General features: G+C 64.4%; 12 protein-coding genes. 6 read left to right on the top strand and 6 right to left on the bottom strand.

Features of this window, described 5'->3' with window-relative positions:
- The 3 genes from Q0Q48_RS26860 to Q0Q48_RS26850 all read right to left on the bottom strand — a co-directional run.
- The coding region (locus Q0Q48_RS26860; protein WP_295145232.1) for a sigma-70 family RNA polymerase sigma factor at window positions 1-1,450 on the bottom strand (1,450 nt) is incomplete at its 3' end.
- 166 nt (window positions 1,451-1,616) lie between these two features.
- Complete coding sequence (dnaG, locus tag Q0Q48_RS26855; RefSeq protein ID WP_295145229.1) at window positions 1,617-3,494, bottom strand: DNA primase; 1,878 nt, start codon at window positions 3,492-3,494, stop codon at window positions 1,617-1,619.
- A gap of 53 nt (window positions 3,495-3,547) precedes the next feature.
- Entirely contained in the window at window positions 3,548-4,006 is a 459-nt protein-coding gene (locus Q0Q48_RS26850) for a GatB/YqeY domain-containing protein (protein WP_295145226.1), read from the bottom strand.
- Window positions 4,007-4,230: 224 nt separating this feature from the next.
- Here Q0Q48_RS26850 and carA point away from each other — a divergent pair, with 224 nt between their 5' ends.
- The 3 genes from carA to greA all read left to right on the top strand — a co-directional run bounded on the left by carA (window position 4,231) and on the right by greA (window position 9,245).
- A complete protein-coding gene (carA, locus tag Q0Q48_RS26845; protein WP_295145224.1) occupies window positions 4,231-5,415 on the top strand; it encodes a glutamine-hydrolyzing carbamoyl-phosphate synthase small subunit in 1,185 nt (394 codons plus the stop codon).
- Window positions 5,416-5,423: 8 nt separating this feature from the next.
- On the top strand, window positions 5,424-8,669 hold the full coding sequence (gene carB / locus Q0Q48_RS26840) for a carbamoyl-phosphate synthase large subunit (protein WP_295145222.1): 3,246 nt from the start codon (window positions 5,424-5,426) through the stop codon (window positions 8,667-8,669).
- 102 nt (window positions 8,670-8,771) lie between these two features.
- Window positions 8,772-9,245: a transcription elongation factor GreA gene (gene greA, locus Q0Q48_RS26835; RefSeq protein ID WP_295145219.1), complete on the top strand. Its 474-nt coding sequence runs from the start codon at window positions 8,772-8,774 to the stop codon at window positions 9,243-9,245.
- On the opposite strand, the gene Q0Q48_RS26830 is transcribed toward greA, so the two are convergent.
- The 3 genes from Q0Q48_RS26830 to Q0Q48_RS26820 form a co-directional block, all read right to left on the bottom strand.
- Entirely contained in the window at window positions 9,238-9,804 is a 567-nt protein-coding gene (locus tag Q0Q48_RS26830) for a septation protein IspZ (protein ID WP_295145216.1), read from the bottom strand. The genes greA and Q0Q48_RS26830 overlap by 8 nt on opposite strands.
- A gap of 79 nt (window positions 9,805-9,883) precedes the next feature.
- A complete protein-coding gene (locus tag Q0Q48_RS26825; RefSeq protein WP_295145213.1) occupies window positions 9,884-10,255 on the bottom strand; it encodes a nuclear transport factor 2 family protein in 372 nt (123 codons plus the stop codon).
- A gap of 79 nt (window positions 10,256-10,334) precedes the next feature.
- Window positions 10,335-10,814 (bottom strand): Lrp/AsnC family transcriptional regulator, encoded by a 480-nt coding sequence (locus Q0Q48_RS26820; RefSeq protein WP_295145211.1) that lies wholly within the window; start codon window positions 10,812-10,814, stop codon window positions 10,335-10,337.
- Window positions 10,815-10,991: 177 nt separating this feature from the next.
- Between Q0Q48_RS26820 and trxB the strand changes: the two genes are divergently transcribed.
- From trxB to Q0Q48_RS26805, 3 genes are all read left to right on the top strand, one after another.
- The gene (gene trxB, locus Q0Q48_RS26815; protein WP_295145208.1) at window positions 10,992-11,963 is read left to right on the top strand and encodes a thioredoxin-disulfide reductase; all 972 of its coding nucleotides are present in this window, start codon (window positions 10,992-10,994) and stop codon (window positions 11,961-11,963) included.
- A gap of 30 nt (window positions 11,964-11,993) precedes the next feature.
- Window positions 11,994-12,884, top strand: coding sequence for a LysR family transcriptional regulator (locus tag Q0Q48_RS26810; protein WP_295145205.1), 891 nt, complete (start codon window positions 11,994-11,996; stop codon window positions 12,882-12,884).
- A gap of 362 nt (window positions 12,885-13,246) precedes the next feature.
- Window positions 13,247-14,125, top strand: coding sequence for a DUF6492 family protein (locus Q0Q48_RS26805; protein ID WP_295145203.1), 879 nt, complete (start codon window positions 13,247-13,249; stop codon window positions 14,123-14,125).
- The last annotated feature ends 15 nt before the right edge of the window (window positions 14,126-14,140 follow it).

Here is a 14,140-nt window from a genome sequence, read left to right as displayed (position 1 = left end):
TGTAGCCGCGGCGGTACTCGAACTTGTCGACCGCCTTCATCAGGCCGATGTTGCCCTCCTGGATGAGATCCAGGAACTGCAGGCCGCGGTTGGTGTACTTCTTGGCGATCGAAATCACGAGGCGCAGGTTGGCCTCGATCATCTCCTTCTTCGCCCGCATCATCTCGCGCTCGCCGTCCTGGACGGTCTTGCACATGCGGCGGAACTCGAAGATCGGCGCGCCACAGTGATCGGAGATTTCCTTGATTTCCGACCGGATCTTCTCGATCTCGGGTGCGCGCTTCTTGGCGAAATCCTTCCAGCCCCGGCCGGGCAGCTTGCCGACCTTCTCGAGCCAGTTGGGGTCGATCTCATGCGTGAAATAGTTATCGAGGAAGTCCTGCCGCGAGATGCGGAAGCTCTCCGCCGTGCGCAGCAGCTTGCCCTCGAGCATCATCAGCTTGCGGTTTAGATCGTAGAGCGACAGCTTGAGCTGCTCGATGCGGGCAGCGTTGATGTGCACCGTCCGCACCAGCTCGACGATCTTCTTGCGGTGCTTCTCGTAACTCTTCTCGAAGTCGGCGCTGGGCTTCTGGCCGCGCGCGAGCGTCGACAGGCGCCGGTTCTGCACCTTCGACATCTCGATATAGACTTTGTAGATCTTGGTGAGGGTGCGCAGCACCTCGGGCTTGAGCTTCTCCTCGAGCGCCGACAGCGAGAGCGCGTTCTCGTCGTCCTCCTCAGCCCCTTCCGCAGCGGGCGCCTCGCCGCCCTCGCCGTTCACCGCCGCTGGCGCCGGGCGCACCAGCTTCGGCGTCATGGCCGGGCGCGGCATCGGCGGCGCGGCGGGAGCGGCGGCGGCCGCGTTCACGCCCTTGCCCTCACCGGGGGCGCCACCGCCCTGGGTTGCCTCGAGGTCGATCACGTCACGCAGCAGGATGCGGCCCTCGTTGATCGCGTCGCGCCAGTGCAGCAGCGCCGTGATCGTCATCGGGCTCTCGCAGATGCCGCCGATCATCTTGTCCTGGCCGGCCTCGATGCGTTTGGCGATCTCGATCTCGCCCTCGCGGCTCAGCAGCTCCACGCTGCCCATCTCGCGCAGGTACATGCGAACGGGATCGTCGGTGCGGCCGAGCTCCTCGTCCTCGCCCGTCGCCTCGGCGGCGACCACCGCGGTCTTGGCCGGCTCGGTCTGCGTTGCAGAGGCAGTGTCTTCCTGCTCTTCGGCCTCGACGACGTTGACCCCGGCCTCGGACAGCATTGCCATCGTGTCCTCGATCTGCTCGGAGGACACTTCGTCAGGCGGCAGGGCGGCGTTCAGCTCGTCATAGGTGACGTAGCCCCGCTCTTTGCCCTTCTGTACGAGCTTCTTCAGTTCGGCGCCAAGAGAGTCGAGCAGGGGGGCGTCGGGACCCTCCTCGCGGGCGTCGGTGACTTCGGGTTGCGCTACGGTCGCGGTTTTGGTCGCCATTTACTCAAATCCTTGGGTGCGACAAACGGATAGAACGGCCAAAGGGCCGTTATTTGGCTGTAAGAAGGGGAGGCGGGAGGGCGGCCCCGCGAAAACTACCCTTCTACTATATGGGGCTTCAGTGCAAGCAGCGATAGGGGCAGGCCCCTGAATCTGCGCGGCCCTGCTACATGGCATTGGATTCAATGTTTTCGCGCCGCATGCGATCGAGGATGGCCTGCAGCCGCTGCAAATTCTCTTCCGACATGTCCTCGGCGAGGGCCTCCTCGGCCCGCTTGAGCTCCTCCGGGCCGCCCTGCAGATGGCTGAGATGGCGGGCGGCACGGCGCCACTGCCCAACCCACCCATCGGGATCGGCCGGATCGTCCTTGAAGGCATTCCGGGCCTTTAGCCGGGTTTCAGCGGCCAGGCGCCCCAGGCCGATCCGCTCCAGATGCTGTCCTATTAGCTGTGCCTCGAGCGAAGGGTCACCCGCCGCCTCGTCGGCGGCTGGGTCCACTCCCGACGGTACCAGCGAAAGGGCATCCAGCAGCCCGCTGCGCAGGCGCGCCAGCTCGGGATGGCCGATCGGCAGGGACGCCAGATCCTCGGCCAGTATGTGGAGCAGTGCCGGCCGCTCGATCAGCGCGCCCAGCAGGACCCGTTCCTGGCGGGAACCATCGAGGCCGTCTCCCGCCCGGCGGGCTGCGGATCCGGCGGCAAAGGGCGCGGGCTCGGGATCGCCCGGGCGGCGGAACGGCCTGCGGGCGCCGCCGGGCTGCCAGGCCGGCGATTCTGGGCGTCGCATGCGGTTCAGCCGGTTGCGCATTTCGGTGCGGTAGTACTCGCGGACCATGGGATCGGCGATTTCGGCCACCCGCTGTTCGACGCTGCGCTGCAGGTTGGCCCGCCTCTCCGGCGTGTCCGCGGGCTTGCCCTCGACTTCGAGTTCCCAGATTACGTCGGACAGCGGTCGGGCGAGATCGAGCACACGATGGACCGCTTCGGGCCCGCGCGTCCGGACCAGGCTGTCGGGATCTTCGCCGGCCGGGAGCGCGAGGAAGCGCAGGCTCTTGCCGGGACGCAGCAGGGGCAGGGCCCGCTCGGCGGCGCGCGAGGCGGCGCGACGGCCGGCATTGTCACCGTCGAAACACAGATAGGGCTCGTCTGCCAGCTTCCAGAGTTCGCCCAGTTGGCCCTCGGTGAGAGCGGTGCCGAGCGGCGCGACGGCGCCCGTGAAGCCCGCGGCGTGGAGGGCGATCACGTCCATGTAGCCTTCGGCCACGATGACGGGCTGATCCTTGGTCGCGGCCTGCCGGGCCCGGTCGAGGCAGTAGAGGTTGGCGCCCTTGTGGAAGAGCGGCGTCTCCGGGGAATTCAGGTACTTGGGCTCGCCGCCCCCCATGACCCGGCCGCCGAAGGCGATAGCCCGGCCGCGGCGGTCGTTGATGACGAATATCACGCGGCCGCGGAAGCGGTCGTAGGGCTCGCGCCGGTCCTCGGGCTGGATGGCGAGCCCCGCCTCGACGATCTTCTCGATCGGCACGCCCTCGCGCTTCAGGGCGGCGATGAGCCCGTCGCGCGAATCGGGCGCAAATCCCAGCCGGAAGTCGTCAATCGTGGCATCCGAGAGACCGCGGCCGCGCAGGTAGTCGAGGCCATCGCGCCCCACCGGGAGGCGGAGCTGCTTCTGGAACCACTGGGCGGCCAGTTCGACGACCTGCTGCAAGGTCGAAGCGCGCTCGACGCGCTCGCGTTCCGCCGGAGTGGCGCGCGGCACTGGCAGGTTGACCTCACGGGCGAGCTTCTCGACCGATTCGGGGAAGGAAAGTCCCTCCGTCTTCATGACGAAGCCCACGGCGTCGCCGTGCTCGCCACAGCCGAAGCAGTGGTAGAAGCCCTTCTTGTCGTTGACCGTGAAGGACGGCGACTTCTCGTTGTGGAAGGGGCAGAGGCCCGCGTACTCCGCGCCCGACCGGCGCTTCAGCGACACCTTCCGGCCGACGATGTCGGACAGGCTGAGGCGCGCGCGCAGTTCGTCGAGGAAGCCCGGGGGGAAGGCCATCCCCTAAAATGGCCCTCGCGCGAGGGCCACGCCATAGGGGATAGCGGGGAAGATCAGGCGCTCAATGCTTTTTTCACCGCGGCTGACGCCTTGGCGAAGTCCATCTGGCCGGCGTACTTGCCCTTCAGGGCAGCCACGACGCCGCCCATGTCCTTGATCGAGGTGGCGCCGGCGGCGGCGATGGCCTCGCGCACGGCGGCCTCGACAGCGGTCTCATCCATCTGCTGTGGCAGGAAGCGCTCGATCACGGCGATCTCGGCCTTTTCCTTTTCGGCCAGATCGGCGCGGCCGCCCTTGTCATAAAGGGTGATCGATTCGTTCCGCTGCTTGATCATGCCCTGCATCATCGACAGGATCTTGTCGTCGGCCACGCCCTCGCGGCTGGCCTCGGTGCGGGCGGCGATGTCGACGTCCTTGAGCTTGGCCAGGATGAGGCGAATCGTGCCCAGCGCGGCCTGATCCTTGGCGCGCATGGCCTCTTTCATCGCTTCGGTCAGTTTCTCGCGCAGCATCGCTTGGGTCCTGTTGGTTCGCCCGAGGGCTAAGGGGCGGAAACTAATCGTCCCGGATGCTGTTGGCAAAGCAAATAAGTTATTGAAATAGCTTAGAAATTGGCTGCCTTCCGTGCCTTGACCCTCTGCGGCGGCTTGGTTACAACGCGGCCGGCTTGCCGATCGCCTCGCCCATGCCGGGTCCGGGGCGAGGCCGCGCGAGCCGCACGAACGGGCAAATCATCATGACTTCACCTAAGACCGCCGGCGCGAACGACGCCGCGCCGCGTTGGGCCACGGCCGCGCTGGTGCTGGCCGACGGCACGGTCTTCTGGGGCAAGGGAGTGGGCGCCGCCGGCTATGCCGTGGGCGAGGTCTGCTTCAACACCTCGATGACCGGGTATCAGGAGATCATCACCGATCCGTCCTATGCCGGCCAGATCATCACCTTCACCTTTCCGCACATCGGCAACGTCGGCACCAATCTCGAGGATATCGAGACGATCACGCCGGCCGCCCGCGGCGTCGTCCTGCGCGGCGACATCACCGAGCCGGCTAACTGGCGGTCGGTGAAGCCGCTCAACGACTGGCTGAAGAGCCACAATCTGCCGGGTATCTGCGACGTCGACACGCGCGCCATCACGCGCCGCATCCGCGACGGCGGCCCACCCAACGGCGTGGTCGTGCATGCGCCGGACGGCAAGTTCGACATTCCGAAGATGCGCCAGATCGCCCTCGACTGGCCGGGTCTAGATGGCATGGACCTGGCCCTCGAGGTCACGACCAAGCAGACCTACGAATGGGACGAGACCAAGTGGGCGCTGGGCAAAGGCTACGGCAAGCTCACCAAGCCCAAATATCACGTCGTCGCGGTCGATTACGGCGCCAAGCGCAACATTCTGCGCTGCCTCGCCAATACCGGCTGCAAGGTCACGGTGGTGCCGGCGACGGCCTCGGCCGAGGACATCCTGCGCCACAAGCCCGACGGCGTGTTCCTGTCCAACGGTCCCGGCGATCCAGCGGCGACGGCCGTCTATGCGTCGCCCGCCATCCAGGCCGTGCTCGACAGGAAAGTGCCGCTGTTCGGCATCTGCCTCGGTCACCAGATCCTGGCGCTGACGCTCGGCGGCAAGACCCGCAAGATGGAACGCGGCCACCGCGGCGCCAACCAGCCGGTCAAGGACCTGACGACCGGCAAGGTTGAGATCACGTCGCAGAACCACGGTTTCTGCGTCATCCCCGAATCGCTACCCGAGAACACCGAGGTGACGCACGTCTCGCTGTTCGACGGCATCAACGAAGGCCTGCGCTGCACCGATAAGCCAGCCTTCTCGGTCCAGTATCACCCCGAAGCCTCGCCCGGCCCGACCGACAGTCACTATCTCTTCGACCGGTTCGTCGAGATGATCGACAAGAGCAAGGGCAAATAAGAGCAATCATGCCCAAGCGCACAGACATCAAATCCATCCTCGTCATCGGCGCCGGTCCGATCGTCATCGGTCAGGCCTGCGAGTTCGACTATTCCGGCGTTCAGGCCTGCAAGGCGCTGAAGGACGAGGGCTATCGCGTCATCCTGATCAATTCGAACCCGGCCACGATCATGACCGATCCCGGCCTGGTCGATGCGACCTATGTCGAGCCGATCACGCCCGACTTCGTGGCGCGCATCATCGAGAAGGAAAAGCCCGACGCCATCCTGCCGACCATGGGCGGCCAGACGGCACTCAACACCGCGATGGCGCTGCATCGCGACGGGCGGCTCAAGACGTACGGCGTCGAGTTGATCGGCGCCAATGCCGAGGCTATCGACAAGGCCGAGGACCGGCTGCTGTTCCGCGATGCCATGACCAAGATCGGGCTCGAATGCCCCAAGAGCGAGGTCGTGCACAATCGCGAAGAGGCGGCGACTGCGCTCGACCGCGTCGGCCTGCCGGCGATCATCCGCCCGTCCTTCACCCTGGGCGGCACCGGCGGCGGTATCGCCTACAATCGCGACGAATACTTCGAGATTGTGGCGGGCGGCGTCGACGCCTCGCCGGTCGGCGAGGTACTGGTCGAAGAATCCGTGCTCGGCTGGAAAGAGTACGAGATGGAGGTCGTGCGCGACCGCAACGACAACTGCATCATCATCTGCTCGATCGAAAACGTCGATCCGATGGGCGTGCATACTGGCGACTCGGTGACCGTCGCGCCGGCGCTGACGCTCACCGACAAGGAATATCAGATCATGCGCGACGCCTCGATCGCGTGCCTGCGCGAGATCGGCGTCGATACCGGCGGTTCGAACGTGCAGTTCGCCGTCGATCCGGCGACCGGCCGGATGGTCGTGATCGAAATGAACCCGCGCGTCTCGCGCTCCTCGGCGCTGGCCTCGAAGGCGACGGGATTCCCGATCGCCAAGGTCGCGGCGCGGCTGGCCGTCGGCTACACGCTGGACGAGCTCCTGAATGACATCACCGGCGAGACGCCGGCCTCGTTCGAGCCGACCATCGACTATGTCGTCACCAAGATGCCGCGCTTCGCCTTCGAGAAGTTCCCGGGTGCGGAGGCTCTGCTCAACACGTCGATGAAGAGCGTCGGCGAGGCCATGTCGATCGGCCGGACCTTCCAGGAATCGCTTCAGAAGGCGCTGCGCTCGATGGAAACCGGCCTCACGGGCCTGAACGAGATCGAGATCAAGGGCGCGCCCGAGAAGTCGGCCATCGCCGGTGCGCTTGCCCTGCCGACGCCCGACCGCATCCTGGTGATCGCCCAGGCCTTCCGCCACGGCCTCACCGTCGAGGAGATTGCCCGCGCGTCGAAGTACGAGCCGTGGTTCCTACGCCAGATCGAGCAGCTCGTCACCATCGAGGCGAACCTGCGCAAGGACGGACTGCCTACGGACGCCAAGGCCTTCTTCGATCTCAAGAAAAAGGGTTTCTCGGACGAGCGTCTGGGCGAACTCACGAAGCAGCCGGCGGGCGAGGTCGCGAAGAAACGCCGCGCACTCGGCGTTCGGCCGGTCTTCAAGCGTATCGACACCTGCGCTGCCGAATTCGAATCGCGCACCCCCTATCTTTACTCCTGTTACGAGGGCGACGGTGTGCGCCCGGCCGAGTGCGAGTCGCAGCCGACCGACCGGCGCAAGGTCATCATCCTGGGCGGCGGTCCCAACCGTATCGGCCAGGGCATCGAGTTCGACTATTGCTGCGTCCATGCCGTCTACGCCCTGCGCGACGCCGGCTACGAGACCATCATGGTCAACTGCAACCCCGAGACCGTGTCGACCGATTACGACACGGCCGACCGGCTCTACTTCGAGCCGCTGACCGCCGAAGATGTCATCGAGCTGGTCGAGGTCGAGCGCTCGAAAGGCGAACTGCTTGGGCTCATCGTGCAGTTCGGCGGCCAGACGCCGCTCAAGCTCGCCAAGCCGCTCGAGGCTGCCGGAATCCCGATCCTGGGCACGTCGCCTGACGCCATCGACCTCGCCGAGGACCGCGAACGCTTCCAGAAGCTGATCCAAGAGCTGAAGCTCCGCCAGCCCGACAACGGCACGGCGACATCGCAGGAGAAGGCGATCGAGATCGCCGAGAAGATCGGCTATCCGGTGGTCATCCGTCCGTCCTATGTGCTGGGCGGGCGCGCCATGCAGATCGTCTACGATCGCGCGGCCATCGAGCGTTACATGCGTGACGCCGTGAAGGTCTCGGGCAGCAATCCGGTGCTGATCGACTCCTACCTGCGCGACGCCATCGAGGTCGATGTCGACGCCCTGGCCGACAAGGACCAGAACGTTTTCGTCGCCGGCATCATGGAGCATATCGAGGAGGCGGGAATTCATTCCGGCGACTCGGCCTGCTCGCTGCCGCCGTATTCGCTGTCGTCCAAGATACTGGCCGAGATCGAGCGCCAGACCGAGGCAATGGCGAAGGCGCTGCATGTCGTCGGCCTGATGAACGTGCAGTTCGCGGTCAAAGACGGCGACGTCTACGTGCTCGAGGTCAACCCGCGTGCCAGCCGCACCGTCCCCTTCGTCGCCAAGGCGACCGGCCAGCCGATCGCCAAGTTCGCGGCCCGCCTGATGGCCGGCGAGGCGCTGAAGTCGCTCGGCATCAAGAAGGCGAAAGGCAAGCACATCGCGGTCAAGGAGGCCGTATTCCCCTTCGCGCGCTTCCCCGGCGTCGACATCATCCTCGGCCCCGAGATGCGGTCGACGGGCGAAGTCATGGGCCTCGACATGGATTTCGGCCGTGCCTTCGCGAAGTCTCAGCTCGGCGCCGGCAGCAAGGTGCCGGTGGAGGGCGTGGTGTTCGTCTCGGTCAAGGACCAGGACAAGCAGGCCATGGTGAAGCCGGTGAAGCGCCTGGTGGATCTCGGTTTCAAGGTCGTGGCGACTCTCGGCACGGCGGAATTTCTGCACAAGCACGGCATCGAGGCGCAGCAGGTCAACAAGGTGCTGCAGGGCCGGCCGCACATCGTGGACCTAATGAAGGACGGCAAGGTGCAGCTGGTCTTCAATACGGTCGACGGCGCTGGCGCCCTGACCGACAGCTTCACGCTGCGGCGCACCGCACTGATGCACAAGATCGCCTACTACACGACGGTCGCTGGCGCCAAGGCGTCGGTCGAGGGCATTGCTGCGGCGAAGGAGGGGGCGCTCGACGTGGCACCCCTGCAGTCCTACTTCAAGACCGCCTTCTAGGCCTTTCCACGCCGCTCCCGCCTGCAACGTGCCGGATTGCACTCCGTTTTTCCGGCTGCGTTGGGCGTTGACGCCGTACGAGTGATCAAGGACGATTTGGCAATGGAACGTATTCCGATGACGGCCGAAGGGCTTCAGCGCCTCGAGGCAGAACTGAAAGTGCTGAAGAGCGTGGAGCGCCCGGCGATCATCAAGGCGATCGCAACGGCGCGGGAGCACGGCGATCTCTCGGAGAACGCCGAGTATACTTCCGCGCGCGAGAAGCAGAGCTTCATCGAGGGACGCATTGCCGAGCTCGAGGACATCATCTCGCGGACCGAGGTGATCGACTTCTCCAAGCTGACCGGCAAGGTCATCAAGTTCGGCGCCATCGTGCGCCTGGCCGATGAGGACACAGACGAAAAGGTGAAGTACCAGATCGTCGGTCCCTACGAGGCCGACCTCGCCAAGGGCCGGATCTCCGTCACCTCGCCGATCGGCCGGGCGCTGATCGGCAAGACGGTCGGCGACCGGGTCGAGGTTCAGACGCCGCGCGGCGGCAAGTCCTACGAAGTGGTGGGCGTGCAGTTCAACTAGCCGCCATCATGGCGCGCGCCCGGCGGATGCCGGTCGACTTCATGATCGCATACTGGATGCCGAACAGGCCGACCTTGCTGCCGATCGCCCAGACCGATTTCACGGCCGCCCAGCTCGTGACGTCGAGCGCCAGCGCGAGCACGATGTTGAGCCCGGCCGAGAAGAACATCATCCCCGCCCAGACGTAGCCGAAGGTGATGGCGAGGTCGGGTACGGTCGCCTGCGCGATCGGAGGCAGGTAGCGGGTCATCCAGCCGCGCTTCAGCATGACCATGCCGACGATGACGTAGATGATGCTGGGTTTCAGCATGACGAAAAGTGGGTCGTCGGTGATGAACGTCGCCGCGCCCGACGCGAAGATGATCACGAGGCTGAGCCACTGCAGCGCCTCCACGCGCTGATTGTGGACGAGCTGCCAGCCGATCTGGGCGATGCCCAGAGCCATACCGAGCCCGACGGCGAGGAAGAGATTTCCCGTGAGAACGTAGATGGCGAGGAAGAGCAGCGTCGATGCCAGGTCGAGCAGCAGGATCTTGGACGTCTGGAAGAGGTTCTTCATGGCTCACGACCTTCGGCTTTTGTGATAACGCCGTGTATTCTTGGCACGCTATCAATACACGGCGTTTCCCACAAGGGGCTCAGCCGACAACCTTGATGTAAGTGTCCTCCATGACGATGAGGCCGCGACGGAAGGTGTAGAGGTCGCAGCCCAGCCATTCCTGGCGTTCGCCGGTCTTCAGGGTCGCGGTCCGGTGCCATTCGGTCACCGCCCGGTCGCCGCAGATGAACTCATTGGTATGGGTCCACTTCACGTCGCCGGTGTTGGCGAACAGCGGCTCGAAGTAGCTGCGGATCGCCGCCTTGCCCTTGAAGCTCTGGCCCCAGTAGTCGGGGCCCCTGGCGTTGCGGAACTCGCCGTCCTCGGCGAAGGAATTGACGATCCCGTCGACGTCGCGCCGGGCGAAAGCGTCGGCGACGCGGTGCAGGATCTCGAAAGTGACGTCGGTCATCTATCCTTGCTCCATAGCTACCGCGCGGGCTGTCCGCGGTTTGTTACCACCGCTGCCGCTCGCCCCCATTTCGGCGACGCTATGCCTCCGTCGAAATGGGAACTCCGGGAACTTCCTTGGCGGTGCGGAACACCATCATGGATTTCACGTGGCTGACGTTGGGTGCAGAGGTGAGGCGGGTGGTCAGGAATTTCTGATAGTCGTCCCAGGTCTCTGCCACGATCTTGAGCAGGAAATCGGCCTCGCCGGCCAGCATGTGGCATTCGCGGACCTCGTCCCAATTGGCGATCAGCTCCTCGAAGGACTTGAGGTCGGCTTCTGCCTGGCTGTTCAAGCCCACCAGGGCGAAGACGGACACGCTGTAGCCCAGCGACTCGGGGCTCAGTTCCGCATGGTAGCCTTTGATGATGCCGGCCCGTTCAAGGGCGCGCACGCGGCGCAGACAGGGCGGCGCTGATATCCCGGCCCGTTCGGCCAGCTCCACGTTCGTCATGCGTCCATTGGACTGCAAGTCGCTGAGAATTCGCCGGTCAATTCGATCGAGCTTGGCCCGAGCCATCCGTTTTCCTCCGTTGGCCGCGGTCTATGCCAGAACTGTGCCGGGCGCGCAATAAAGTTGCGAGAATTCGCCACTTGGCTGTGAACAATTGCGTGTGAAATCGACATCTAGTCGTGCAACTCAGGCGAGGTTTGCATATATGTCGAAGATATGCGGTTGGCGGGATGCGGAGTAGTCATGGCAGAAACTCATCGCAGCAAGGTAATGATCCTGGGCTCGGGGCCGGCCGGCTACACGGCGGCCATCTATGCTGCCCGCGCCAGCCTGAAGCCGATGCTGGTGCAGGGCATCCAGCCCGGCGGGCAGCTCACGATCACGACCGACGTGGAGAACTATCCCGGCTTTGCGGACGTGATCCAGGGCCCGTGGCTGATGGAGCAGATGCAGAAGCAGGCCGAGCATGTCGGCACGACGCTGTTCTTCGACACGATCGTGGATGTTGACCTGACCCGGCGTCCGTTCGTCTGCCTGGGCGATTCAGGGGACCGGTATGAGGCCGAGTCCCTCATCGTTGCCACCGGCGCCACGGCGAAGTGGCTGGGCCTGCCCAGCGAGGAGACTTTCCGCGGCGGCGGCGTCTCTGCCTGCGCGACCTGCGACGGCTTCTTCTTCCGTAACAAGGACGTGGTCGTGGTCGGCGGCGGCAACACCGCTGTCGAGGAGGCGCTCTATCTGACAAATCACGCTTCGAAGGTGACGCTGGTTCACCGCCGCGACAGCTTCCGTGCGGAAAAAATCCTGCAGGACCGCTTGTTCAGGAATCCGAAGGTGACGGTCGTCTGGGATCACGTCGTCGAGGAGATTCTCGGCGAGAAGATGCCGGCGCCGATCGTCACCGGTGCGCGACTGCGCAACGTGAAGACGGGCGCCGTTCAGGACATCAAGACCGACGGCTTCTTCGTGGCGATCGGCCATTCGCCCAACACCGAACTGTTCAAGGGCAAGCTCGAGATGGACGGCGAGGGCTATCTGATCACGAGGCCCGATTCGACTGCAACCAACATCGAGGGCGTCTACGCGGCCGGCGACGTCCAGGACAAGGTCTTCCGACAGGCGGTGACGGCCGCGGGCACCGGCTGCATGGCGGCGCTCGAAGCCGAGAGGTGGCTGGCAGGACAGGAGACGCGACACGCTCAGGCTGCCGAGTGAAGCAGCAGGCAGGCACAGGGAGGCAATGAAATGGACTGGGACAAGCTGCGGATCTTCCAGGCCGTGGCCGATGCCGGCAGCTTCACCCATGCGGGCGAATCGCTGAAGCTCAGCCAGTCGGCGATCTCGCGCCAGATCGGCGCGCTCGAGGAGCAGCTCGGCGTCATGCTGTTTCATCGCCATGCACGCGGTCTCATCCTGACGGAGCAGGGCGAGTTGCTCTACCGCACCGCGCGCGACATGGCCGCCAAGGTCAACACCGCCGAGGCGCTGTTGCGGGCCAACCAGGACAAGCCCGCCGGGCGTCTCAAGATCCACGCAACGGTCGGCTTCGGGTCGACCTGGCTGACGACCCAGATGCACGAGTTCATCGCGCTCTATCCCGAGATCGACGTCAGCCTCGTGCTGTCCGACAACGAGCTCGACCTGGGCATGCGCGAAGCCGATGTGGCCATCCGAATGGTCATGCCGCGCCAGCCCGGGCTCGTGCAGCGTCACCTGCTGACGGTGCGCAGTCACGTTTACGCCTCGCACGGCTACGTTCAGAAATACGGCAAGCCCACCACGATCGACGAACTCGGCCAGCATCGGCTCATCATTTTTGGCGAGGATGCGCGTGCCCCCGTCCAGGATGTGAACTGGCTGCTGCGCGAGGGCAATGCCGAGCAGAATCCGCGGCTCGTGGTGCTTCGGGTCAACAACACCTACGGCATTTTCCGCGCCGTCGAGTCCGGCCTCGGCATCGCCTCGCTGCCCGACTATCTGGCGCGCGAATCGACCAAACTCGAGATGCTGCTGCCGGATCTCAATGTCCGAACCACCGATGTGTATTTCACGTACCCTGAAGAATTGCGGCACTCTAAGCGGATCGCCGTATTCCGGGATTTCTTGCTGCGGAAGGTCGCGGAGACACGTTTCTGATGCTTTAGAGTTGCAGGATTGCATAGTTGGTGAAAGGCATGCGCGCGTCGCATGCCAGTGTCCAAATCTTCACCACTACCATTCCCTCTGATGAGGCATAGGTTAAGCACAGGTATTCGACACGAACGGTTTCGGCTGATCGCGTTCGAAACTCGGGATCCTCATGATCCTACGTCTCCCAGACGTGAAGCCTCCCTGTTTGACTCGCCGGGCCCTTGGGCCCGGCGTTTTTTTTGCCTGCCTGGGACAGGTCTTCTTGCGACGTGGGTCGATGTGCCGCTCAGTTGGCAGTGCAATAATTTAACCTATCGATTGATATGGAGTTGGTGATGCCCATATATAGTTGGAGAGTGTAGCCCCGCATGTTTTCCGAGATCAGACAAGGAATCCTCCCGCTCGCCCTGCGCAACATCAAGCGCCTGGGCGATCTGGAGCGTGCCGGTCTCCTGATCGAGTCGCTGGCCAAGCACTGGCGCGACAGCAAGCCCTTCGAACTCCTGATCATCGCTCCCAACCGCGACGCAGACCTGCTGCGGTCCAACCTGCCGCGCTTTCCGAACATCGAAGTGACCGTGCGCCGCGAGCGCGACTTCTTCCCGGCGTTCAGCTCCTTCTATTGGATGACCGGCTGGTACCGGCAGCAGATCGTGAAGCTGCACGTGCCGGCGGTTCTGGGCTTCGCTGGCTATTTCACTCTCGATTCCGACGTCTGCTGCGTCGGCGACTTCGATTCGCGGACCTTCGTGCAATATAATAGAGCCCTGTCCCGCTGGGAGCCCAAGCAGCACCACGATTGGTGGCAGAGTGCGTCGGAGGTGATCGGCATCCCCTACGATCCGAGGTCGCACGGCCTTTCGGTCACGCCGAACATCCTGCATGGGGACCTTGCCCGGATGACCCTCGACCAGTTGCGCGGGGCCCGCCTCAGTGCGATGACCTCGTTGGTGCTCTGGAAGGCCCGCAAGCCGTTCCAGGTGCCGTGGACGGAATATTCACTCTATACCAGCACGGCTGAGATCAGCGGCACACTCTACGATTATCACGCCGAGTGGGATACTTGTTACACATCCGATGTACAGCTGTTCTCTGAGCAATCCTGCGTCTGGGGCGCCGACGACTTCGAGCGCCTGGTCAGGCTGCCGAACGGCACGGATCCCGGCGGCAAGTTCATCATCGTGCAGAGCCATGCGCGCATCCCGCTCCAGCAGGTGCGTGACTACTGCCTGAGCTTCGTGGGTTAGATTCGGCCTCGGCTT

The organism is uncultured Reyranella sp. (assembly GCF_945957355.1).
Lineage (GTDB): Bacteria > Pseudomonadota > Alphaproteobacteria > Reyranellales > Reyranellaceae > Reyranella.
The sequence above is the reverse complement of the archived record's forward strand: the minus strand, read 5'-3'. Positions and strand labels throughout refer to the sequence as shown.